Raw genomic sequence first — 23622 nt, 5'->3', positions numbered from 1 at the left:
CATGCACTTTCTTACCCGACTGACCGTTACTGCCGCCCTCCTGGCCGGCAACCTCGCCTGCGCTGCCGAACCCATGCTGCTGCAGCCCGCCCAGATCAAGGCCCTGGGCATTGAAACCGCCGTTGTCGGCGAAGGCGGCCCGGGCAAAACCGGCACCCTGCCCGGCCGCGTGCTGGTCCCCAACGAACAGATGCGCGTCGTCGCCGCACCGGTCGGCGGCATGGTTGAAATGCTCGCCGTGGCGCCCGGCTCGACGGTCAAGCGCGGCCAGGTCGTCGCCCATCTGGCCAGCCCGCAGGCCCTCGAACTGCAACGCGATGCGCTGCAGTCGGGCAGTCAGGCCGCCCTGCTGCAACAAAGCCTGAAGCGCGACGAACAACTGTTCGCCGAAGGCCTGATCGCCGAATCCCGCCTCCAGGCGACCCGCGCCACCGCCGCCCAGGCGGCGGCGCAGGCCAGCCAGCAGCGCCAGAGCCTGGGGCTGGCCGGCGTCGCCCCGGGCAAGCTGGGCGGCCCGCTAGCCTTGACTGCAGCGATCGACGGGGTGGTCCTCGAACAGGGGGTGCAACTCGGCCAACGCGTCGAGACTTCGGCGCTGATCTACCGGATCGCCAAGCTTTCGCCGCTCTGGCTGGAAATCCAGGCGCCACTCGCCCTGGCCGCTGGTCTGAAGGAAGGCGGCAGCGTCAAGATCGCCAACAGCGAGGTCAGCGGCAAACTGATCGCCATTGGCCGGGCGGTCGACCCGGCCAGCCAGACCGTGCTGCTCCGCGCCGCGGTCAGCCAGGGCGCCGCAACCCTCTATCCCGGCCAGGTCGTCGAAGTCGAAATCGCCGCGTCGCCCGGCCAGGGCCAGCGGCTGCCCGCTTCGGCGCTGGCCCGCAATGCCGGCAAAACCCTGGTCTTCGTCCAGACGGCGACCAGCGACAAGGGGCTGAGTTTCACGGCGCGGCCGCTCCGGGTAATCAGCCAGGGTGGCGACTCGGTGCTGGTCGATGGCCTGCAGGCCGGCGAACGGGTCGCCGTCAAAGGCGTCTCCGGCCTGAAAGCCCTGCTCACCGGCGTGGGTAGCGAATAATGCTCGACGCCCTGATCCGTTTTTCGCTGACCCAGCGCCTGCTCATGCTGGTGCTCACCGTCATGTTGATCGGCGCCGGCGTGCAGGCTTTTCTCGGCCTGCCGATCGACGCTTTTCCCGATGTCTCGACGACCCAGGTCAAGATCATCCTGAAAGCCCCGGGGATGACCCCGGAAGAAGTCGAGACACGCCTCGCCGTGCCGGTCGAGCAGGAACTGCTCGGCATTCCGCATCAACGCCTGCTGCGCTCGACCTCCAAGTACGCGCTGACCGACATCACCATCGATTTCGAGGACGGCACCGACATCTACTGGGCCCGTCAGCAGGTCGGCGAACGCCTGGCGGCGGCGATGGGCAACCTGCCGCCCGGCGCCACCGGCGGCATGGCGCCGATCACCACGCCGCTCGGCGAAATGTTCATGTTCACCATCGAGGGCGATCTGCCGCTGGCCGAGAAACGCGCCCTGCTCGACTGGGTGATCCGGCCGCAACTGCGCACCGTGCCGGGCGTCGCCGACGTCAATAGCCTGGGCGGCGAAGTCCGCACCTTCGAAGTCGTACCGCAACCGCAAAGCCTTGCCGCCCGCGGCCTGGCACTCGCCGACCTGCAGGCGGTACTGGAAAGCAACAACCGCAACGACGGCGCCGGCCGCCTGAACGACGGCGAGGAATCGCTGCTGGTCCGGGCCGAAGGGGCAATCCGCACGGTCGATGATCTCAAGAACATCGTTTTGCAGGCAAAAGACGGCAACGTGACGCGGGTCGGCGATGTCGCCGAGGTCCGTTTCGGCGCCCTCACCCGCTATGGCGCGGTGACCAAGAGTGGCCAGGGCGAAGCCGTCCAGGGCCTGGTTCTTGGCCTGCGCGGCGCCAATGCCCAGAGCGTGGTGGCCGGGGTCAAGGCGCGGCTGGCCGAAATCGCCCCGACCCTGCCGGACGGCGTCAGCATCGAGCCTTTCTACGACCGCAGCAATCTGGTCGGGCGCGCCGTCGGCACCGTCTCGAAAGCCCTGCTCGAAGCCATCGTCCTCGTCGTGCTGCTGCTCCTCGCCTTCCTCGGCAACCTGCGCGCCGCCCTGGTTGTTGCCCTGATGCTGCCGCTGTCGGCGCTCGCCACCTTCATCATGATGCGGATGTACGGCCTGTCGGCCAATCTGATGAGCCTCGGCGGCCTGGCCATCGCCATCGGCATGCTGGTCGATGCCGCCGTGGTCGTCGTCGAGAATGTCGAAAGCCAGCTGGCCGATGCCCAAGAGAACCTGCCGACGCTGCACCTGATCTACCGGGCGGCGCGCGAAGTCGCCTCGCCGGTCACTTCCGGCATCGTCATCATCATCATCGTCTTCCTGCCGCTGCTCACCTTGCAGGGCCTCGAGGGCAAGATGTTCGGGCCGGTCGCCCTGACCATCGTCTTCGCGCTGGCTTCCTCGCTGTTGCTGTCGCTGACCGTGGTGCCGGTACTCGCCTCCTACCTGATCAAGCGCGGCGTCCATCACGAGCCGTGGCTGGTGAAAAAGCTGTCGGCGCTCTACGACCGCATACTGACCACCGCCCTGGCCAACAGCCGGACCTTCGTCATTGGCGCCAGCATCGCGCTGGTCGCCGCCGCCGGCGCCTTCATGCTGCTCGGCAAGAGCTTCATGCCGACGATGGACGAAGGCGACATGATCATGCAGCTCGAAAAGCTGCCGTCGATCGGCCTCGACCAGACCATCGCCATCGATAGTCGGGTCCAGCAGGCGATCCTCGCCCAGGTACCCGAGGTCAAGGCGATCGTCGCCCGGGCCGGGGCGGATGAACTCGGCCTCGACCCGATGGGCCTCAACCAGACCGACACCTTCATGGTGCTCCAGCCGCGCGACACCTGGCGCAACCCCGACCCGGCCTGGCTGGCCGACCAGCTGCGCGGCGTGATGGCCGACTTCCCGGGCATCGGCTTCTCGTTCACCCAGCCGATCGACATGCGGGTTTCCGAAATGCTGACCGGCGTGCGCGGCGATCTGGCGATCAAGATCTACGGCCCGGAGCTCGCCACGCTGAATCGGCTGGCCGGCGAAGTGGTGGCGACCATCAAGAAAGTCCAGGGCGCCGAAGACACCTTCACGCTGAAGAACGACGGCGTGCAATACCTGAAGATTGCCGTCGACCGCCTGGCCGCCGGCCGCTTCGGGCTGAACATCGACGACATCCAGAACGATCTGAAGTCGCTGCTCGAAGGCCGCAATGTCGGCATCGTCATCGACCAGGGGCGGCGCGTGCCCGTCGTGCTGCGCGGCCCAAGCAGCCTGCTCAACTCGCCGGCCGACTTTGCCGCCCTGCGCCTGACCTTGCCGAACGGCGCCAGCGTGCCGCTGGCCAGCATTGCCAAAATCGAGCGCATCGACGGTCCGGTCAAGGTCGACCGCGAAAATGCCCAGCGCTACGTCGTCGTCCAGTCGAATGTCCGCGACCGCGACCTAGTCGGTTTCGTCGAGGATGCCAAGGCCGCCGTCGGCCGCGACGTCAAGTTGCCGCAGGGCTACCAGCTGGCCTGGGGCGGCCAGTTCGAGAACCAGCAACGAGCCGCGGCGCGGCTGATGGTCGTCGTCCCGGTGGCGCTGGCGCTGATCTTCTTCCTGCTCTTCTCGACTTTCCGTTCGGTCCGCCAGGCGCTGCTGGTTCTCTCCAACGTGCCCTTCGCGATGATCGGCGGCGTCTTCGGCCTGCTGATTGCCGGCGAATACCTGTCGGTCCCGGCCTCGGTCGGCTTCATCGCGCTGCTCGGCATTGCCGTGCTCAACGGCGTCGTCATGGTGACCTATTTCAACCAGCTGCTGGCCCGTGGCCTGGCGGTCGGCGACGTCGTCGTCGAAGGCGCCAAGCGCCGCCTGCGGCCGGTGCTGATGACCGCCAGCATCGCCGCCTTCGGCCTGTTGCCGATGCTCTTCGCGACCGGCCCCGGCTCCGAAGTGCAGCGCCCGCTGGCCATCGTCGTCATCGGCGGCCTGGTCACCTCGACCGCCCTGACGCTGGTCCTCCTCCCCATCCTGTTCCGTCGCTTCGGTGTCAAAGACACCGTCGCCTTTAGCGAGGCCCGCCATGGCTGATGTCCTGCTCACCCTGATCATGCCCAACGATGTCGCCCAGCATGTCGAGGACCTGCTGCTCTCCCGCCCCGATCTCGTCCCCGGTTTCACCGCCAATTTGGCCGAAGGGCACGGTTCCGTCGTGCCGCTGGTCGAACCCGCCGAACTGGTCAGCGGCCACGCGCCGCGCACCGTCATCCGCACCGTCGGCCCAGAAGCCGACAAGCGCGAGATGCTGGCGCTGATCAAGCAGGAGCTGCCGCAAGCCAACATCTTCTTCTGGCTGGTGCCGGTCATCGACAAGGGGCGGCTATGAACAAGATCCTCGCCCTCCTCGTTGCCGGCCTGGCCGGCACGGCCGGCGCCGCCGAACCGGCGCCCAACCTGCCGCCGGCCGAAATCGTCGCCCGCGTCCTCGCCGCCCATCCGACGGTGCAGGCCGCCGGCAGCCAGATCCAGGTCGAGGAAGCCAACCGCCAGCGCCTGGAAGCCGGCCCCTACGAATGGAGCATCCGGCTCGGCGGCCAGCAGCGCAAGGCCTACCCGAGCACCGGCCCGAACGAGCGCTTCAACGAATGGAATGCGGCCATCGAGCGACCGCTGCGCTTGCCCGGCAAATCCTCGCTCGATGGCGAGCTGGGTGCGGCCGGCGTCGCCCTGGCCGAAACCGCGCGCGGCGATGCCCGCCATGAAACCAGCCGCAACCTGTTGAAATCCTGGTTCGTCTGGCTCAAGGAAAATGCCTCGGCCACCCAGTGGAGCGAGCAGGTCGCGTTGCTGGAAAAACAAAGCAAGGCCGTGCAACGGCGCCAGCAACTCGGCGACGCCGCCCGCCTCGAAGCCATCCAGAGCGAGGCGGCGCTCGCCCAGGCCGCCGCCCAACAGGCCCAGGCCCAGGCTCGCCAACGCACGGCGGGCGAAGATCTGAGCCGGCGCTTCCCCGGCCTGCCGCTCGTTGCGCCGCGCAGCATCGCCGAGCCGGTGCCGATTGCCGGCGACGCCAACGAGTGGATCAACGCCATTCTCGAACACAACCATGAACTCGGCGTGGCGCGCGGCGAAGTGCAGCGCGCCCAGATTCTTGCCGGACGCAGCGGCCGCGACCGGGTGCCCGATCCGACCTTCGGCCTGCATGTCGCGCGCGAACGCGGCGGCGAGGATCAGATCGTCGGCGCCTACATCAACATCCCGCTACCGGGCGGCGCCCGCCGCGCCACCGCCAATGCCGCGCTGGCCCAGGCCGATGTCGCCGGCCGCCAGGAAGCGGCCGCCTTGCAGCGCATCACCGCCGAGGCGGCGGCGCTCTATCACACGGCAAGCGCCGCGCATGCCTCCTGGCAATCCAGCCGCAGCGCGGCCGAACGGCTCGGCCAGGCGGCCGACCTGACGGCCCGCGCCTACCAGCTCGGCGAAGGCAGCCTGAACGACCTGCTGGCCGCCCGTCGCCTGGCCAACGAAGCGCAGCTGGCGACCCGCCTGCTCCAGCTCGAAGCGCTGGAACTGCGCTACCGCCTGCTGCTCGATACGCACCAGTTGTGGGATCTCGACGAGGACACGCCGGCCGGCGAATAAGCCATGCACAAGATACTGGTCTGGGACTGGCCGGTCCGCCTCGGTCACTGGCTGATGGTCGGCGGCTTCATCGTCGCCTGGCTGACCGGCGACAGCGAATACTTCCGCCGGCTCCATGTCGGCGCTGGCGCGACGGTACTGGCGGTCGCCATCTTTCGCCTGCCCTGGGGCTTCATCGGCACCCGTTATGCCCGCTTTGCCGATTTCGTGCGCGGCCCGACCGCCGTCCGGGACTACCTGGCCAACCTGCTCAAACTCGAACCAGCCCACCAGGTCGGCCACAATCCGGCCGGCAGCTGGGCCATCGTCCTGCTGCTCGGCCTCGCCATCCTGACCGGCCTGACCGGCTGGGCAACGGTCAACGAGCTCGGCGGCCACTGGCTGGAAGAAGTGCACGAAGGCCTGGCGACGGCGATGCTGACCGTCGTCTTCATACACCTCGCCGGCGTCCTCTCGGGCAGCCTGCTGCACGAGGAAAACCTGGTACGCGCCATGCTGACCGGCCGCAAGAAGGGGAATGCCGACGAGGCCATCCCCTCGGCCCGGCCGCTCGCCGCCGTTGTGCTGCTGGCCTGGGTGGTCGCCGCCGGCTGGCTGATCGCCAGCTGATAGAATCCGGCCATGCGCATCCTGCTTGTTGAAGACGATCCCCAGCTCGGCGACGGCCTGACCATCGGCCTGCGCCAGGCCGGTTTCGCAGTCGACTGGGTGCAAGATGGCATGGCCGCCGACCACGCCTTGCAGAGCGAGATTTTCGATCTCGTCGTCCTCGACCTCGGCCTGCCCAAGCTCTCCGGCATGGAAGTGCTAAGCCGGGCCCGCGGACGCGGCCAGACCATGCCCATCCTCATCCTGACCGCCCGCGACGCCACCGGCGACAAGGTCTCCGGGCTCGATGCCGGGGCCGACGATTACCTCGTCAAGCCGATCGACCTCGACGAGCTGACCGCCCGCCTCCGCGCCCTGACCCGGCGCAGCGCCGGGCGCGCCGACCCGCTGCTGACGCACGGGTCTATCGTCGTCGACCCGGCCGCCCACAGCGTCACGCTGGCCGGCCAGGCGGTCGAACTGTCGAGCCGCGAATTCTCGCTGCTCCAGATGCTGCTCGAAAGCGCCGGCCGGGTACTGACCCGCAGCCAGCTCGAACAATCGATCTATGGCTGGCGCGACGAGCCGGACAGCAATGCCCTCGAAGTCCATATTCACCATCTGCGCAAGAAGCTGGGCAGCGACCTGATCCGTACGCTGCGCGGCGTCGGCTACACCATCGCCAAGTGACCACCGCCTGGTTCTCGCTGCGCCGCCGCCTGCTCGGCCTCCTGCTCGGCGGCGTCGCCGCCGCCTGGCTGGTGACCATGGTCTTCAGCTACCTCGATGCGCACCATGAAGTCGACGAACTGTTCGACGCCCAGCTCGCCCAGGCGGCGCAAACCCTGCTCGCCCTAGCCAGTCACGACGGTGGCGACGGCATCGAGGATCTCGGCGACATTACCCACAAGTATCAACGCCGCCTGCGTTTCCAGATCTGGCAAGCCGACGGCAAGTTGCTGATGCGCTCGAAAAATGCCCCGACCACCCCGCTGACCGAAGCCTACGGCTTCTCCGAGACGCGCGGTCCGGAAGGCCACTGGCGGCATTTCAGCCAGTGGAACGAGGCGCATGGCCTGCAGGTCCAGGTCAGCGAAAACCACCACATCCGCGACGACCTGATCGGCCACATCGCCTGGCGCCTGCTCTTCCCGGCCCTTTTCGGGCTGCCGCTGATCGGCTTCTGGGTCTGGCTGGCGACCCGCCAGGGACTGGCCTCGCTCGACGGGATCGCCCGCCAGATCGCCAGCCGCGCCCCGCAGCAGTTGCAGCCGCTCTGCCCGGCCTCGGCACCGGAAGAAATCCGGACCATGCTCGAAGCGCTGAACGGCCTGTTTCAGCGCGTTGAAACGGCGCTCGAAGGCGAGCGCCGGTTTACCGCCGATGCCGCCCACGAACTGCGCACCCCGCTCGCCGCCCTGCAGACCCAGTTGCAGGTCGCCCTACGGGCCCGCGACGGCGACGAACGCGACCGTTCGCTGCAGCAGCTGCAAAGCGGCCTGAGCCGCGCCTCCCATCTGGTCGACCAGATGCTGCAACTGGCCCGCCTCGACCCGGAGTCCGGTCTGCCCGATCCGCAAGCGGTCGATCTCGGCCGGCTGGCCGAAGCGGTCTGCGCCGACCTCGGTCCGCTGATCCTCGGCAAGAATATCGACTTCGACCTCGACGCCGCGGACGACTGCATAGTCATCGGCCAGAACGAATGGCTGCGCGTGCTGATCCGCAACCTCGTCGACAACGCCATCCGCTACACCCCGGACGGTGGCGCGGTACGCGTCAGCCTGAGCCGAGCCGATGGACATTGCCGGCTATCCGTTCAGGACAGCGGTCCGGGTATTCCGGTCAACGACCGGGCCGCCGTGCTGCGCCGTTTTCATCGCCTCGACCAGGGCGGCCAGCCGGGCAGCGGACTGGGGCTGGCGATTGTCGCGCGCATCGCCGAATTGCATGGCGCCCGGCTCGAACTGGGCGAAACGGCGGTCACCGGCGGCCTGACGGTGACGGTGCTCTGGCCGGCTTGAGCGGACCCGAGATGCCCCGAACTGGAGCATGGCGCACCAAAAGGATTCACTGCGGCCCTACCCGACGCGGCAAGCCCGAACATAAACCGTTGATAATCAAGATCTAGCAAAACAGTCGACGCGCAGCACGAGTTTTGCTTCAGAATATCGGCCTGCTTATTACCAAAGTCGTAATCGATGACCATCGTGCACCTCCTTGACCGCGCCCCGATCTCCGATGAAACCCCGCCCGAGGGAACTCGCCGGCTCATCAACGGCGAGGAACGTGTGTTCTACGATGGCTACTGGATCAAGAGCTACCCGGTTCCGGCCGATTCACTCGATGCCAAGAAGCGCCTGATCGAAGCGCTGACCCGCCGCCTGTTCAACCATACCGAACACGGCCTGAACATTCCGGGCACCCGGCTGGCCGAAGCGCGCCAGGCCTATACCGAGGAAACCGATCCCGGTCGGCGGCGCGTCAAGGGAGCGATGCTGGCCGGTACGCTGTTCAACCGGGCAACCGACATTTTCCGGAAACTGGTCGAACTGCAGGGCGACGGTATCGAAATCCGCAGTGACGATGCGCTGATGCGCGAATGTGGCAATTGCCTGCTCGAAGCCATGGAACTCGGCCGCTTCGTGCTGCACCGCAGCGGCGACGAGGGGATCGACGAGCTGTGGGGCGAACCGTTCCGCGCTTTTTCGATTCCGGTCGAAGACTTCTACGAAAGCCGCTACATCAAGATCGGCCAGAGCATGCGCGACATCGACAAAATCGCCAATGCGATGGTCGCCAACTTCACGCAGATTGCCCCCTTTGCCACCATCGAGTCGCCGATTCGCGACTTCGCCAACGCCGCCAAGGTGAAGACCGAAACCCTGCGCACCGACCCGGACATTTTCGAGGTCTGGTCCCGCTTGGTCACGGCGGCCGAACGCCTGGCCAACTATGCGCCGCAGCCAGCCCTGGTCGATCAGGCTTGCGCCGCCCACAATATTTCGGATGGCCTGCAATTGATTCGCAACGGCCGCGATCTGGTTTTTTACATCACGCGCGCCAGAACCCCGATGCCGAAAAGCACCCGTGAATACATCGAGCGCTGCGAGGTCTACCTGAAAACCGGCCTGGTGCCGATGATCCCGGCGCCGCTCCCGGCCTGACCTGGTCCTCGGCGAATGGCCCCGGCTACGGGCCGGCCAGCCGCCTCAGCGACTTTCCCGGACGGCCCGCAAGACGTCGGCCTCCAGCACCTGCGTATCGGTACCGAAGCAGCTCTGCGCTTCGATTTCCTCGATGACTGGCGCCTCGTCGACGCCGCTCTCGGCAGCTCCGACCAGATAACCATCGCGCTGCGCCTTCCATTGCGCCAGCGTCAATTCCTGTTCGGTCAGGCCGCCGCTCATACCGGGTGGCACTTCGGCACCCAATTCAACCAGCGTCCGGAAAACCTCGGTCCGCCCGCCGCGCAGCGCCATGCTCAAGGGCGATGTCGGCAGCCGGTTGTCGCCCAGATTGACCTTGCCACCGTGTTTGACCAGTTCGCGCACAATATCGCCAAAGCCCATGAAACAGGCGATCCCCATCGGCAAGCCCGGATCGCCCTGGCCATCGGCCAGTTCGGCCGGCGCCCCGGCCGCCAGCGCCGCCTGCACATCGGCCAGGCGACCGGAACGAATCGCCTTGAGCAGTAATAATTCCGAGCTCACGCTAGCCTCCCCCATCGATAGATATGCTGTTGGTTGATGTCTGCATGGTACCGGCTCGCGTCGCTCGTGTCAGTCGCGGTGCGCTCAAGTCAGTTAAAGTCCTGCCGATAGGGCTAATCCGCCGCAATTATTGATCTGCCTCGCCTTGCGCCGGCCGGCGGCTTTGTATAATCGATCGCTTATGGCAACCCATAATTCACTCGCGCAACACCTGCACCGGGCGGCTGACCAATACCCGGACGCCCCCGCCCTGCTGGCCGCCGAACGATCCTGGTCGTTCGGCGAACTGCTGGCCGAGATGCAGCATCGGGCCGCACCGCACGACGGCGCGCAAGACGCCGCAGTCGAACGCGGCGACAGCCTCCACCTGGCCCACCAGGCCTATGCCTGCAGCCAGGCAAAGCGGCCATTCTGGCCGGTGGACCGGGAGCCGCCGGCGACCGACGCCAAGCTGCCCGGCATCGCCCTGATCATCTCGACCAGCGGCAGCGAAGGCCAGCCGCGCGCTGTGCTGCTCGGCAATGCCCAGCTCGACGCCGCCGCTACGGCCGCCAACCAACATCTGCCGCTCGGCCCCGGCGACCGCTGGCTGAACTGCCTGCCGCTCTATCACATCGGCGGCCAGTCGATTCTCTGGCGCTGCGCCCGGGCGGCGGCGACGGTCCTGCTGCACGATGGCTTTGCCGCCCAGGCGGTGGCCGACGACCTGGCCCGCCAGCCGGTAACCCACATCTCGCTGGTCCCGGCCATGCTCGCCCGCCTGCTCGAACTCGGCGTCAAGCCGCCGGCCAGCCTGCGCGTTACGCTGATTGGCGGCGCCGCGCTGTCCTTGCCGCTCTATCAAGCGGCCTGCGCCGCCGGCTGGCCGCTGTTTCCCAGCTACGGCATGAGCGAAACCGCGGCCCAGCTGGCCACCCATGCGCCGGCCGATGGCCCGTGGCGCGAAGGTCTGGTCGGCCGGCCGATGCCGGGTCATGAAATCCGCATCGGCAACGATGGCCGCATCCAGCTGCGCGGCCCGCAGGTGATGCTCGGCTACCTCAACGGCGGCGGAGCCGATGCCGACGGCTGGCTGACCACCGGCGACCTCGGCGAGCTCGCGGCCGACGGCCGGCTGACCGTCACCGGGCGGGCCGACGACATGCTGGTCAGCGGTGGCCGCAATGTTCATCCGCTCGAAGTCGAATCCTGTCTCGCCGCCTGCCCGGGCGTCCGCGATGTCGCCGTCACCGGCCGCCCCGACCCGATCTGGGGCGACCTGGTAGTCGCCCTGATCGTCGGCCCGGCCGAACCGGCGGCGCTGCTCGCCCATGCCCGGCAGCACCTGCCGGCCGCCGCCGTGCCGCGCCAGCTGCTGTTTCTCGAACGCCTGCCGCGCAATCCGACCGGCAAGCTGGAGCGCGCCGCCCTGCGCCGCCTGGCGGCCGAAACCGGGAGCGCGGCGTGATCGACCGACTACACCGGCAACTGGCCGCGCCGGAACTGCTCAACCGCCTGCACCAGCTGGCCGGCGGCGCCCCCGCTTCGGCCCCGCTCAGCCTGCATCTCGATCTCGGCAAGCTCGACACCGACTGGCTGGACCAGTTGCCGGGCGGCCTACCCTTCTGGTATCGCGCGCTGCCCGCCCGGAACGAATTCCGGCTCGGCATCGGCCATGCCTTTCAGCTGGCCAGCGCCGGGGCCAACCGCTTTGCCGCCCTCGACAGCGCCTTTGCCGGGCTTTGCCAGCACTGGCGACATGAACGGCGACCACTGGCCTTTGCCGGCTTCGCCTTCGACGCCACCAGCAATGGCCCACTGCCCAACGCCCTGCTCGCCGTTCCGGCCATCCTGCTGGAGTGCATTGACGGGGCCTGCTCGGCCACCCTGAGCGTTCCGGCCGGGCGCATCGGGCAAGCGGTAGCCGACTGGCAGCTGTGCTTGAACTCTCCGGCCCGGCCCTATGCCGCCGAACTGCTGGAAAGACGCCCGGAAACGCTCGCCGAGCGCGCCTGGGTGGCCCGGGTAAACATCGCCTTGCGCGACATCGCAGGCGGCCGCATCGACAAGCTGGTCCTTGCCCGCAGCCGGAAAATCAAGGCCAGCCGGTCCTTTTCGCCCGCCCACATTCTCGGCTGCCTAGTCGGCCAACAACCGAACAGCCTGATCTACGCGCACGGCAACGGCCAGCAGACCTTCCTCGGAGCAACGCCGGAACGACTGGTTCGCCTGACCGACCGGCGAGTCGATGCCGATGCGCTGGCCGGTACCGCCTGGCCTGGCTCAATGGCGCTCGCCGAACAGAAAAACCGGCGCGAACAGGCATTCGTCGTGCACGCGGTTTGCACGGCCCTCGCCCCGCTTTGCCTCGCCCCGCCCGAAGTCGGCGCGGCGCGCGAGCACCCGGCCGGCGAGTTGCGCCATTTGCGCAGCCGGATCTCGGCCACGGTAAAAGCGGGAACCACCCTCTTCGACCTTGTCCGTACCCTGCACCCGACACCGGCCGTCGGCGGTTTTCCCGTCGCCCCCGCCCTCGACTGGCTGAGCGACCACCAGGAACAACGCCACGGCTGGTACAGCGGCGGCTTCGGGCAATTGAGCGCCGATGGCAGCGGTGAGTTTTCGGTCGCCCTACGCAGCGTCCTGCTCGATGGCAACACCGCCGAACTGCAGGCCGGCGCCGGCATCGTCGCCGGTTCCGACGCCTGGCTCGAACTGGCCGAGACCGAGGCCAAACTCGGCACCATGCTGACCGCGCTCAGCCCGACCGAACCGAACGCCATCCGCCATTCCCGTTAGCCGGGACTGGCGGATGCGTCGCCCGGGCCTTAACGATTCACATCGACCACGACGCGACCGCGCACCTTGCCCTCGAGCAGCTCGGCCCCGACTGCAATCGCCTCGTTCAGCCCGATTTCGCGGCTGATCTCATCGAGCTTGGCGATATCGAGGTCTTGCGCCAGACGTTGCCAGGCTTCCAGACGCACGGCCAGCGGCGCCATCACGCTGTCGATCCCGTACAGCGTCACGCCGCGCAGGATGAAAGGGGCGACACTCGACGGAAAATCCATGCCCTGAGCCAGACCACAGGCGGCCACGGCGCCGCGATACTTGGTCGTGGCGCAGGCATTGGCCAGCGTATGGCTGCCGACGGCATCGACGACCCCGGCCCAACGTTCCTTACCGAGCGGCTTGCCCGGCGCCGACAGTTCGTTGCGATCGATGATGGCGGCGGCGCCGAGCGCCTTCAGATGAGCCTCTTCGGCCGCCCGGCCGGTCGATGCGACGACCTGATAGCCGAGCTTGGCAAGCAGCGCGATGGCGACACTGCCGACCCCGCCATTGGCCCCGGTAACCAGTATTTCGCCGTCGGCCGGCTTGATGCCGTGGCGTTCCAGGGCCAGGACGCAGAGCATCGCGGTATAGCCGGCGGTGCCGATGGCCATCGCCTGACGGGTGCTGAAAGCCTTGGGCAGCGGCACCAGCCAGTCGCCGCGGACGCGCGCCACTTGCGCCAGCCCGCCCCAGTGGGTTTCACCGACGCCCCAGCCATTCAGGATCACCTGGTCGCCGACCTGCCATTTCGGGTGGCTGCTGGCGCTCACCGTACCGGCAAAGTCGATCCCCGGCACCATCGGAAAGCGGCGGACGACCGGCGATTTGCCGGTGATCGCCAGACCGTCCTTGTAATTGAGCGTCGACCACTCGACCCGGACCGTGACGTCGTCTTCCGGCAACTGCGCTTCGTCGATTTCCTCGAGGGCGGCGCGATAGCCGGCTTCATCCTTGTTGATCAGTATTCCCTTGAACATATCTCTCTCCATCGGTGGCTCTGAATCGGTGACTATAAATCAGCACGGCGGAAAATGGCCTTTCCGGGCCGTTTGCCAAATCAATCGGGGGAAGGCATCGATGACCTCGGCAAGCCGCCAACCGTCATCGAACTGAAACATTAATGCAACAAAATGATGGGCTTGAGGCATATACTTTATAAATAACATGGAGCGCGCGATGACCCATCCCCACCCAAAACCCCGCTTCCCGACCGAGAACTATCTCAACCGCGAACTTGGGCTGCTCGCTTTCAATCGTCGGGTTCTTGCCCAAGCCGAAGACGAGCGCGTCCCGCTGCTCGAACGCTTGCGCTTTCTATGCATCGTCTCGAGCAATCTCGACGAATTCTTCGAAATCCGCATGGCCGGCCTGAAGGAACAGGTCCGCGCCAAGGCGCCGATCGTCACCACTGACGGCAAGACCCCTCAGGAAGCCTACCGGATGGTCTCGGCCGAGGCGCATGCCATCGTCACCGAGCAGTACCAGCACCTGAACGACGTCATCCTGCCGGCCCTGGCCGACCAGGGCATCCGTTTCCTGCGCCGGTCGACCTGGAACGAGGCGCAGCGCGAGTGGATCCGCAATTACTTCATCCGCGAAATGGTGCCGGTACTGACGCCGATCGGACTCGACCCGTCGCATCCGTTCCCGAAGGTGCTCAACAAGAGCCTCAATTTCGCCATCGAACTGGAAGGCAAGGATGCCTTCGGCCGCAGTTCCAACTCGGCCATCGTCCAGGCACCACGCGTCCTGCCGCGCGTCATCCAGCTGCCGGAGGAACTGGCCGGCTGCGAATACGGTTTCGTCTTCCTGTCATCGATCCTGCACGAGTTCGTCGGTGAGCTATTCACCGGCATGACGGTGCTTGGCTGCTACCAGTTCCGCGCCACGCGCAACTCCGACCTGTTCGTCGACGAGGAAGAAGTCACCAATCTGCGGACCAAGCTGCAGGGCGAACTGCCGCACCGCCACTTTGGCGACGCCGTCCGCCTTGAAGTTGCCGACAACTGCTCGCCGGCGATGACCGAATTCCTGCTGGCCCAGTTCGCGCTCAAGAACGGCGACCTTTACCGCGTCCAGGGGCCGGTCAACCTCGTCCGCCTGATGCAGGTGCCGGACTGGGTCGATCGCCCGGACATGAAATTTCCGTCGTTCGCTCCCGGCCTGCCCAAGGCGGTCGGCAAGGGCGCCAATATATTCGACAGCGTCCGGCGCAACGACATCCTGCTGCACCACCCGTACCAGTCCTTCGCACCGGTCATCGAACTACTGAATCAGGCGGCCCTCGACCCGCAGGTCGTCGCCATCAAGATGACGGTTTACCGCACCGGCACCGACTCGGTATTGATGCAGTCGCTGATCCGCGCTGCCCAGAACGGCAAGGAAGTCACCGTCGTCGTCGAACTGATGGCGCGCTTCGACGAGGAAGCCAACATCAGCTGGGCGACCAAGCTGGAAGAAGTCGGCGCCCATGTCGTCTATGGCGTGGTCGGCTACAAGACGCACGCCAAGGCGCTGCTCATCGTCCGCCGCGAGGACAGCGGTCTGAAACGCTACGCCCACCTCGGCACCGGCAACTACCACCCGCGCACCGCCCGGCTTTACTCCGACTTCGGCCTGATGACCGCCAACGAGGAAATCACCCACGACGTCAGCGAGGTTTTCAAGCAACTGACCGGGCTGGGCAAGGCGCGCACGCTGAAGCACCTGTGGCAGGCGCCGTTTACACTTCAGCCGAATGTCGTCGCCGCGATCCGCGGCGAAACCGAAGCGGCCCGTGCCGGCAAGAAGGCGCTGATCGTCGCCAAGATGAACTCGCTGCTCGAACCCGAAGTGATCAACGCGCTCTATGAAGCGTCGCAGGCCGGCGTCAAGGTCGACCTCATCGTCCGCGGCGTCTGTGCGCTGCGCCCAGGCGTACCGGGGCTATCGGAGAACATTCGCGTCCGTTCGATCATTGGGCGTTTTCTCGAACATCACCGGATCTCCTATTTCTACGCCGGCGGCAAGGAAAACGTCTATCTGTCGAGCGCCGACTGGATGGAGCGCAATTTCTTCAAACGCATCGAACTGGCCTTCCCGGTCCTCGATCCCAAGCTGAAAAAACGGGTCATCACCGAAGGCTTGAAGTTCTACCTCGCCGACAACCAGCAGGGCTGGGACATGAACAGCCAGGGCACCTACCAGCGCCGTCGTTCGGCCCGGGCCAAGCCGCACCATGCCCAGGGCGAACTGATGCTGACGCTGGGTGGCGGCTGAAAGTCGATCATTGACCAGCGCAAGAAACACCGCTGGCGCCCCCGATGCGACATCCGGGGCGCCGCTTGCAGCCGACCAGCCGGCCCGCTGCAACAACTGTGCGCACTATTTCATCACCCACGAAGTGCATTTCCGCTACGGTTGCCGGGCCTTGGGCTTCAAGAGCCAGCAGCAACCGATCCGTGTCGTGATGGCAGCATCGGCACAACAGTGCCTCTATTTCCAGGCGAAGAAATAGCCCTGTAACAAAAGGGTGGGATGACCCGCCCGCTTCCTAGCGCGCCGGCTCGGCCACGAAAATCTCGACACGGCGGTTAGCCGCCCGCCCAGCCGGCGTGCCGTTGTCCGCCACCGGGTCGTGTGCACCACGCCCATCGATCGCCATACGATTCATCGCCACGCCACGACCCGCCAGGTAATCGCGAGTTGCGCTGGCGCGATTGATCGAAAGCGGATTATTCACCGCGTCGCTCCCCGTATTGTCGGTATGCCCGATGATCTTCACCGTGGTCACCGGGTTCTGGTTCAAGGTCGTGGCAAAGCGATCGAGGATCGGCCGCAGGTTGGACTTGATATCGTAGCGCCCGGAGTCGAAGGAAATATCGCTCGGAATATCGAGCTTGAGCTGGTTGTCGGCAGTCTGGCTAACCCCCACGCCGGTTCCGGCCGTTGCCTGCTCCATCGCCGCCTTCTGTTCCTGCATATGGCGCGACCAAAGATACCCGCCGCCAGCCCCCAGCGCCCCGCCGATTACCGCACCGGTCGCCACACCCTTGCCACCGTGCCCGGTCACCCCGCCCAGCAAGGCACCAGCGGCGGCGCCGATCGCCGCACCGGTCGCCGTAGTCCGCTGCGATTCATCCATGCTGGCGCAACCGACCAGTCCGCTTGAGCTTACTGCGATGACGATTAAAGAAACAATGATTTTTTTCATGGCTTTGACTCCCATCCACTCTGCAATTTTTCAACCTATCCGCTGGGTACGAAACCGGCAGTGCCGGCTTCGAAGCGCTGGCCAGAGGGAGTTCATCCAACCGCCTGGCAAGCTCTTTTGAGTATAGACAGGCGACCGGCGACGGCAATGTACCCTGGCACTCATAGGCTTCACATCGGGGGTGCCGACAGGTCTTTTTACAGGAGATTTTTCACTGTCAAGACTTGACTTATGCACAAAGTGAAAAAAATGACATCGCCGCAACCGGACGAAAAATGGGACTTCGAAACATGTCAAGGAAAATAATAAAGTCACATATATTCATATAGATACAACTATGCATAGAGTTTTTGCACAGTAAGGCAAAGCCTTTAGCGACGGGAGTTTAAGCCCACTTTTTACAGCTTATCCCCATAGTTATCCACAGGTTTTGTGGGTAATCCGAATTTCTCCTTTGCTGTTATGAACTTAGCTGATGTTCTTAAGCCATGGGGTCAGCCAACAGCAGTACCGGGCGACCTCCTGACCGATCACGTGCCGAGGGGGTCGGCCCAATGTATGCAATCGACATTCATTTCGATGCACGACGGCCGGCGTGCCCCCAGCCACCTGAATTAACAGCCGGTACATCATCGCTGTGGAAGTGATCCGGCTAACGCCAACGCCCGGCAATCTCTAAGGCAAACGGGGCGCACAAAAGAAAAAAGCCTGAATATTCAGGCTTTTGACTAACTCGATCGTGGTGGGCGGTACTGGGATCGAACCAGTGACCCCTGCCGTGTGAAGGCAGTGCTCTACCGCTGAGCTAACCGCCCACTTGAGAGGCGCGCATTTAACCATAAGTCTCGCAGAGGGTCAAACCAGTCGGCTAAAATAGCCGACTTTGTACCCGTATGGATTCCGCACCCCAATGAAGCCAGTCCGCACCCGTTTTGCCCCCAGCCCCACCGGTTACCTCCACATCGGCGGCGCGCGCACCGCTCTCTTCTCCTGGGCGTTTGCCCGTCGTCATGGTGGCACCTTCATTCTGCGCATCGAAGACACCGATGTCGCCCGCTCGACCCCGGAAGCCGTGCAGGCGATTCTGGACGGCATGCAGTGGCTCGAACTGGGCCACGATGAAGGGCCGTTCTACCAGATGCAGCGCATGGATCGCTACAAGGAAGTAATCCAGCAGATGCTGGTCAGCGGCGCTGCCTACCGGTGCTACACAACACGCGACGAGCTCGATGCCCTGCGCGCCGAGCAGGAAGCGCGCAAGGAAAAGCCGCGTTACGATGGCCGCTGGCGTCCGGAAACCGGCAAGGTCTTGCCGACGCCGCCGGCCGATGTGCCACCGGTCATCCGTTTCAAGAACCCGAAGGACGGCGTCGTGGCCTGGGACGACCAGGTCAAGGGCCGCATCGAGATTGCCAACGGCGAACTCGACGACCTGATCATCGCCCGGGCCGACGGCACGCCGACCTACAATTTCTGCGTCTGCGTCGACGACTGGGACATGGGCATCACCCACGTCATTCGCGGTGACGACCACGTCAACAACACGCCACGCCAGATCAACATCCTGCAGGCTCTCGGTGCCGAAGTGCCGCAATACGCGCACCTCTCGATGATCCTCGGCGACGATGGCGCCAAGCTGTCGAAGCGCCATGGCGCGGTATCCGTGATGCAGTACGACGACGAAGGTTTCCTGCCGGAAGCGGTCATCAACTACCTGGCGCGTCTCGGCTGGTCGCACGGCGATGACGAAGTATTCACCCGGCAGCAATTCATCGAGTGGTTCGATCTCGACCACATTACCGCTTCGGCGGCCCAGTTCAATACCGAAAAGCTGCTCTGGCTGAACCAGCACTACATGAAGCTGATGCCGCCGGCCGAGTTGTCCGCCAAGATCAAGGCTCGCCTCGCCGCGCGCGGAGTCGACACCGATGCCGGCCCCGACCTGGAAAAAGCGGTGACGCTGTATGTCGATCGCAGCAACACGCTGAACGTTCTGGCCGATGCCGTCGAAGTGTTCTACGCCCACGTCACGCCGAATCCGGAACTGCTTGCCCAGCACCTGCCGGATGAAGCCCGCCCCGCACTGGCCGATTTTGCCGCAGGCATTGCCACGGTTGCCTGGGAAGCGCCGGCGATCAATGCGCTGATCAAGGAAACGGTGACCAAACATGGCTTGAAAATGCCGAAGCTGGCGATGCCGCTGCGCGTCATCCTGACCGGCCAGGCACAGACCCCTTCCGTCGATGCCGTAATCGCGCTGATCGGCCGCGATAAGGTCATCGCCGCATTGAGACAAAATATCTAAAAAACGGAGAAGGCCTATTTACAAGGGTCGGTGAGATCCCTATAATGCGGCCTTCTTTCGCGGCGGGGGTATAGCTCAGCTGGGAGAGCGCTTGCATGGCATGCAAGAGGTCCGCGGTTCGATCCCGCGTACCTCCACCAAAGTGCGAAAGAAGTTGGTCCAGGGTCCCCATCGTCTAGAGGCCTAGGACACCGCCCTTTCACGGCGGTAACCGGGGTTCGAATCCCCGTGGGGACGCCAAGAATTTGGCAGTAAAGGTTTTGCAGTACTGGAGTGGTAGTTCAGTTGGTTAGAATACCGGCCTGTCACGCCGGGGGTCGCGGGTTCGAGTCCCGTCCACTCCGCCAATATTTTGAAGCCGGATTATCCCGGCTTTTTTATGCAGGTTGCCAACCTCGGTTGGCAGTCTGGGCCGAAAGGTCGAAGTTGGTTCGGCTATCTCTCGAATGGGGGTATAGCTCAGCTGGGAGAGCGCTTGCATGGCATGCAAGAGGTCCGCGGTTCGATCCCGCGTACCTCCACCAGATACCGAACCGGCAGTGTTGTAATGTTGCAGGTAACGTCCGGGTCCCCATCGTCTAGAGGCCTAGGACACCGCCCTTTCACGGCGGTAACCGGGGTTCGAATCCCCGTGGGGACGCCAAGAATTTGGCAGTAAAGGTTTTGCAGTACTGGAGTGGTAGTTCAGTTGGTTAGAATACCGGCCTGTCACGCCGGGGGTCGCGGGTTCGAGTCCCGTCCACTCCGCCAACCATTAAAAAAGCCGTTGAAATCGATGATTTCAACGGCTTTTTTTCTTTGTTGCCCGGGTTGCCTATTTCTCGACGAAAGCCCGCTCGATGACGTAATCGCCCAGTTCCCCGGTGTGGTGGTGGCCAACCTTGAATCCCCGCGCATCGAGCATGGCTGCCGTGTCGGCCAGCATGGCCGGGCTGCCGCAGATCATTGCCCGGTCGGTGACCGGATCGAGCGACGGCAAGCCGATATCGGCAAAGAGCTTGCCGGATTCGATCAGGTCGGTCAGCCGGCCTTCGTTGCGGAACGGCTCACGGGTCACCGTCGGGTAGTACACCAGCTTTTCACGCGCCCAATCGCCAAAGAACTCGTGCTGCCTGATTTCGTGCTCGATATAGTCGTGATAGGCCAGCTCATTGGTCCAGCGAACACCGTGAATCAGGATGATTTTCTCGAACTTTTCGTACACTTCGGGATCGTGAATCAGGCTCATGAAGGGCGCCAGACCGGTGCCGGTGGCGAACATGAACAGGCGCTTGCCCGGTTTCAAGTCATGCAGAACCAGCGTTCCGGTCGGCTTCTTGCTGACGATGATCGGGTCACCCGGTTGCAGGTGCTGCAGGCGCGAGGTCAGCGGTCCGTTCGGCACCTTGATGCTGAAAAACTCCAGATGCTCTTCATGATTGGCGCTGGCGATGCTGTAAGCGCGGGTCAGCGGCCGGCCATTCACTTCCAGTCCGATCATCACGAACTGACCGTTGATGAAGCGCAGACCGGGATCGCGCGTCGTGCGGAAAGAAAACAGCGTGTCGTTCCAGTGATGGACGGAGATGATTTTCTCGGTAGCAAGGTTGCTCATGGCGGATGTTCTCGGCGGAATTTTTGTATGTCCTGAATCATAGGCTTCGCACCTTATATATTTAAGCGGATAATTTCTCTAACAATTACCTATTAAGTCGATATGCGAATCACCCTGCGCCAGATTGAAGTCTTTGCCGCCATCGCCCGGAGCGAAAATGTCTCGCGCGCCGCCAGACAGCTGTCGATGTCGCAGTCGGCGGCAAGCAGCGCGCTGGTCGAACTGGAGCGCCAGTTCGACTGCCCGCTGTTCGACCGTATCGGCAAGTCGCTGCGCCTCAACAGCACCGGACGCGGCCTGCTCCCCCAGGTGCAGGACATGCTGGCTCGCGCGACGGACATCGAAGCCTATCTGGCCGGCGGCGTCCTCGGCCCGCTGGCGGTCGGCGCCACCTTGACCATCGGCAACTACCTGGCCACCCTGGTTGTCGCCGAATACCTGCGCCGCCATCCGGCATCAAAGGTCAGCCTGCATGTCGCCAACACCCACAGCATCGTCGAACAACTCTCCCGCTTTGAACTCGATATCGGCCTGATCGAAGGCGAGGCGGACGATCCCAACCTGTTGCTCGAACCCTGGCTGGACGACACGCTGGTTGCCTTTTGCGCCCCGCAGCATCCGCTGGCCTCGGCCGGCGAGGTCAGCCGGCAACTGCTGAGCGAACAGAAGTGGATCGTCCGCGAGCATGGCTCGGGAACCCGCGCCCTGTTCGACCGCGTCATTGCCAAAGCCTTGCCGGATATCCACATCCAGCTCGAACTGGAACATACGGAAGCGATCAAGCGGGCCGTCGAGTCCGGGCTGGGCATCGGCTGCCTGTCCCGCCTGTCGCTGCGCGAGGCTTTTCGGCGCGGCAGCCTGGTCGAAATCGCAACCCCGCAGTTCGACCTGCGCCGGCATTTTTATTTTGCCCGCCACCGGCAACGCCCGATCAGTCCGGCGGCCCGGACCTTCCTCGAGCTGTGTCGGGAAACCAGCGGCACGGCCCAGGGAACCGACACCCTGCAACTGCCGTTTATCAGCTGATTGCCACACCGGAGCGCCGACAATCCAGTTTTTGCCGACCGGGCGAAGCGATCCCCAGATGTAACAAGGCCTTCAGACAGGCCAAAGCCCTTGCGGGGGTCAGGTATAATCGCTGGTTTAGTCGACCCCGTTCGCGCCAGGAGTTACCCATTCAACACCGCAACGTTCTGTCGCTGTTTCGCCGTTTTGCCGGCGCCTGCCTGGGCGCAACTGCCCTGACGCTCGCCCTGCCGACGCTGGCTGATGCAGCCGACAACGCCCCGCTGGATTCCCTGCAAATGTCCTCGCCGAGCGATGCAGAAACCGGATCACCGGACGGCGCCCTGACCATCCATGAAGTGCGCGCTGCGCTGCAGCCGCCAACGACCATCGACCTGACGGCCGAAACGGACAATCTGTGGGATCGCATCCGCAACGGTTTTGCGATGACCAATCTCAATGATGACCTGGTGCTGCGCCACCAGCACTGGTATCAGAGTCATCCGGATGCCCTGCGCCGCATGGTCGAACGCAGTCGCCCCTATCTGCACCACATCGTCGAAGAACTCGAAGCGCGTGGCATGCCGACCGAACTGGCGCTGCTGCCGATGGTCGAAAGCTCGTTCAACCCGATGGCCTACTCGCGTTCGCATGCCTCGGGCCTGTGGCAGTTCATTCCGGCCACCGGCAAGCGTTTCAATCTGGAACAGAACTGGTGGCAGGACCAACGCCGCGATATCGTCGCCTCGACCGACGCGGCGCTCGAATACCTGCAAACCATCTACGACATGCATGGCGACTGGCATCTGGCGCTGGCTTCCTACAACTGGGGTGAAGGCGCCGTCAAACGCGCCGTCGACAAGAACAACGCCCGGGGCCTGCCGGCCGATTACGCCAGCCTGACCATGCCGAACGAAACCCGGAACTACGTCCCGAAACTGCAGGCCTTGAAGAATATCTTCGGCAACCCGGTCCTGATGGTCCAGCTCGGCCTGCCGGAAATCCTCAACCGTCCGTATTTCGCGACCATCGATACCGAACGGGCGATCGATGTAAAAACCGCCGCCCGGCTGGCCAACATGCCGGTCGAGGATTTCCTGGCGCTCAACCCGTCACATAACCGCCCCGTCATCCACGCGGATTCGGCAGTTGTGCTGCCGGCCGACAAACTGGCGATTTTCCGCAGCAACCTCGAAAAAAATTCAGCGCGGCTGACCGAATGGCAGACCTACACGCTGAAGAATGGCGAAAAGCTCGACAAGGTCGCGCCACGCTTCGGTATCGCCTTGCCCGAATTGCTGCGGATCAACGGCCTGCCGGTCAAGGTTCGTTTGGGGGCTGGCTCGACGCTGCTCGTCCCGGCCGGCGACGGGGCCGAGGACCTGGGTAATCTGCAAAGCGTCGCCGCCCCGCAACAGATCATCGAGCCGGAACCGGTCGCCCCGGCGCGCAACAGCCGGACGACCACCGGCAAGACCGCCAAGGCGCCGGCCAAGGGCGGCGGCAAGGCGGCCATCCAGGCCAGCAGCAAAGGCGCCAAGCCGCTCGCCAAAGCGCCAGCCAAGCTGCCCACCAAGCCAGCCGCCAAGGCGGACAATGGCAAAAAAGCCGCCCCGACCAAGCCGGCCGCGCCAAGCAAGGGTGGCAAGCCGGGCAAAGGACGACGCAACTGATTTCTGCCGGTGATCGATAAGCGGAA

Annotated in this window: 19 protein-coding genes and 7 tRNA genes; 21 read left to right on the top strand and 5 right to left on the bottom strand. The window is 64.6% G+C overall.

The genetic code is table 11. The annotated features are described in order from the left end of the window. The first annotated feature begins 1 nt into the window (after window position 1). The 8 genes from KI611_RS07105 (at window position 2) to KI611_RS07070 (ending at window position 9467) form a co-directional block, all read left to right on the top strand. Complete coding sequence (locus KI611_RS07105; protein ID WP_226419124.1) at window positions 2–1078, top strand: efflux RND transporter periplasmic adaptor subunit; 1077 nt, start codon at window positions 2–4, stop codon at window positions 1076–1078. Beyond that, window positions 1078–4164: an efflux RND transporter permease subunit gene (locus tag KI611_RS07100; RefSeq protein WP_226419123.1), complete on the top strand. Its 3087-nt coding sequence runs from the start codon at window positions 1078–1080 to the stop codon at window positions 4162–4164. Before KI611_RS07105 ends, KI611_RS07100 begins: the two co-directional genes overlap by 1 nt. Next, the gene (locus KI611_RS07095) at window positions 4157–4459 is read left to right on the top strand and encodes a DUF3240 family protein (protein WP_226419122.1); all 303 of its coding nucleotides are present in this window, start codon (window positions 4157–4159) and stop codon (window positions 4457–4459) included. Before KI611_RS07100 ends, KI611_RS07095 begins: the two co-directional genes overlap by 8 nt. Continuing rightward, window positions 4456–5715, top strand: coding sequence for a TolC family protein (locus KI611_RS07090; protein ID WP_226419121.1), 1260 nt, complete (start codon window positions 4456–4458; stop codon window positions 5713–5715). Before KI611_RS07095 ends, KI611_RS07090 begins: the two co-directional genes overlap by 4 nt. A gap of 3 nt (window positions 5716–5718) precedes the next feature. After that, entirely contained in the window at window positions 5719–6324 is a 606-nt protein-coding gene (locus tag KI611_RS07085; protein ID WP_226419120.1) for a cytochrome b/b6 domain-containing protein, read from the top strand. A 12-nt stretch (window positions 6325–6336) separates the two neighbouring features. After that, the gene (locus tag KI611_RS07080; protein ID WP_226419119.1) at window positions 6337–6993 is read left to right on the top strand and encodes a response regulator; all 657 of its coding nucleotides are present in this window, start codon (window positions 6337–6339) and stop codon (window positions 6991–6993) included. Then, entirely contained in the window at window positions 6990–8324 is a 1335-nt protein-coding gene (locus KI611_RS07075; protein WP_226419118.1) for an ATP-binding protein, read from the top strand. Before KI611_RS07080 ends, KI611_RS07075 begins: the two co-directional genes overlap by 4 nt. 177 nt (window positions 8325–8501) lie before the next feature. After that, entirely contained in the window at window positions 8502–9467 is a 966-nt protein-coding gene (locus tag KI611_RS07070) for a hypothetical protein (RefSeq protein WP_226419117.1), read from the top strand. Between the two features lie 45 nt (window positions 9468–9512). Here KI611_RS07070 and KI611_RS07065 read toward each other — a convergent pair whose 3' ends face one another. Next, entirely contained in the window at window positions 9513–10013 is a 501-nt protein-coding gene (locus tag KI611_RS07065) for an ankyrin repeat domain-containing protein (RefSeq protein ID WP_226419116.1), read from the bottom strand. Between the two features lie 181 nt (window positions 10014–10194). Between KI611_RS07065 and KI611_RS07060 the strand changes: the two genes are divergently transcribed. Together KI611_RS07060 and KI611_RS07055 are read left to right on the top strand one after the other, a co-directional pair. Then, complete coding sequence (locus tag KI611_RS07060) at window positions 10195–11460, top strand: class I adenylate-forming enzyme family protein (protein ID WP_226419115.1); 1266 nt, start codon at window positions 10195–10197, stop codon at window positions 11458–11460. Next, entirely contained in the window at window positions 11457–12791 is a 1335-nt protein-coding gene (locus tag KI611_RS07055) for an isochorismate synthase MenF (protein ID WP_226419114.1), read from the top strand. Before KI611_RS07060 ends, KI611_RS07055 begins: the two co-directional genes overlap by 4 nt. A gap of 29 nt (window positions 12792–12820) precedes the next feature. Here KI611_RS07055 and KI611_RS07050 read toward each other — a convergent pair whose 3' ends face one another. After that, complete coding sequence (locus tag KI611_RS07050; RefSeq protein ID WP_226419113.1) at window positions 12821–13804, bottom strand: MDR family oxidoreductase; 984 nt, start codon at window positions 13802–13804, stop codon at window positions 12821–12823. A 199-nt stretch (window positions 13805–14003) separates the two neighbouring features. Between KI611_RS07050 and ppk1 the strand changes: the two genes are divergently transcribed. Together ppk1 and KI611_RS07040 are read left to right on the top strand one after the other, a co-directional pair. Continuing rightward, complete coding sequence (gene ppk1 / locus KI611_RS07045) at window positions 14004–16085, top strand: polyphosphate kinase 1 (RefSeq protein ID WP_226419112.1); 2082 nt, start codon at window positions 14004–14006, stop codon at window positions 16083–16085. A gap of 10 nt (window positions 16086–16095) precedes the next feature. Continuing rightward, window positions 16096–16323, top strand: a complete 228-nt coding sequence (locus KI611_RS07040) for a hypothetical protein (RefSeq protein ID WP_226419111.1) — start codon at window positions 16096–16098, stop codon at window positions 16321–16323. A 36-nt stretch (window positions 16324–16359) separates the two neighbouring features. On the opposite strand, the gene KI611_RS07035 is transcribed toward KI611_RS07040, so the two are convergent. Together KI611_RS07035 and KI611_RS07030 are read right to left on the bottom strand one after the other, a co-directional pair. Then, window positions 16360–17019 (bottom strand): OmpA family protein, encoded by a 660-nt coding sequence (locus KI611_RS07035; RefSeq protein WP_226419110.1) that lies wholly within the window; start codon window positions 17017–17019, stop codon window positions 16360–16362. Window positions 17020–17759: 740 nt separating this feature from the next. After that, window positions 17760–17834: transfer RNA gene (locus KI611_RS07030), tRNA-Val, on the bottom strand. 95 nt (window positions 17835–17929) lie between these two features. Here KI611_RS07030 and gltX point away from each other — a divergent pair. From gltX to KI611_RS06995, 7 genes are all read left to right on the top strand, one after another. Further along, window positions 17930–19324, top strand: coding sequence for a glutamate--tRNA ligase (gltX, locus tag KI611_RS07025; RefSeq protein ID WP_226419109.1), 1395 nt, complete (start codon window positions 17930–17932; stop codon window positions 19322–19324). Between the two features lie 64 nt (window positions 19325–19388). Then, window positions 19389–19464: transfer RNA gene (locus KI611_RS07020), tRNA-Ala, on the top strand. Window positions 19465–19488: 24 nt separating this feature from the next. Further along, window positions 19489–19564: transfer RNA gene (locus tag KI611_RS07015), tRNA-Glu, on the top strand. 30 nt (window positions 19565–19594) lie between these two features. Beyond that, window positions 19595–19671, top strand: a tRNA-Asp gene (locus tag KI611_RS07010). 101 nt (window positions 19672–19772) lie between these two features. Then, a tRNA-Ala gene (locus KI611_RS07005) sits at window positions 19773–19848 on the top strand. A gap of 43 nt (window positions 19849–19891) precedes the next feature. Beyond that, window positions 19892–19967 (top strand) — tRNA-Glu (locus tag KI611_RS07000). A gap of 30 nt (window positions 19968–19997) precedes the next feature. Further along, window positions 19998–20074 (top strand) — tRNA-Asp (locus tag KI611_RS06995). A gap of 64 nt (window positions 20075–20138) precedes the next feature. Here the strand turns inward: KI611_RS06995 and KI611_RS06990 are convergent. Continuing rightward, the gene (locus KI611_RS06990) at window positions 20139–20918 is read right to left on the bottom strand and encodes a ferredoxin--NADP reductase (RefSeq protein WP_226419108.1); all 780 of its coding nucleotides are present in this window, start codon (window positions 20916–20918) and stop codon (window positions 20139–20141) included. A 102-nt stretch (window positions 20919–21020) separates the two neighbouring features. Here KI611_RS06990 and KI611_RS06985 point away from each other — a divergent pair, with 102 nt between their 5' ends. Continuing rightward, window positions 21021–21944, top strand: coding sequence for a LysR family transcriptional regulator (locus KI611_RS06985; RefSeq protein ID WP_226419107.1), 924 nt, complete (start codon window positions 21021–21023; stop codon window positions 21942–21944). Window positions 21945–22222: 278 nt separating this feature from the next. Further along, window positions 22223–23596, top strand: coding sequence for a transglycosylase SLT domain-containing protein (locus KI611_RS06980; RefSeq protein WP_226419106.1), 1374 nt, complete (start codon window positions 22223–22225; stop codon window positions 23594–23596). Window positions 23597–23622 lie beyond the last annotated feature (26 nt).

This window comes from Dechloromonas denitrificans, from assembly GCF_020510685.1.
Taxonomy (GTDB): Bacteria; Pseudomonadota; Gammaproteobacteria; order Burkholderiales; family Rhodocyclaceae; genus Azonexus; species Azonexus denitrificans_A.
Note: the sequence above shows the minus strand (reverse complement) of the source record. Positions and strands in the feature narration are given on the sequence as shown.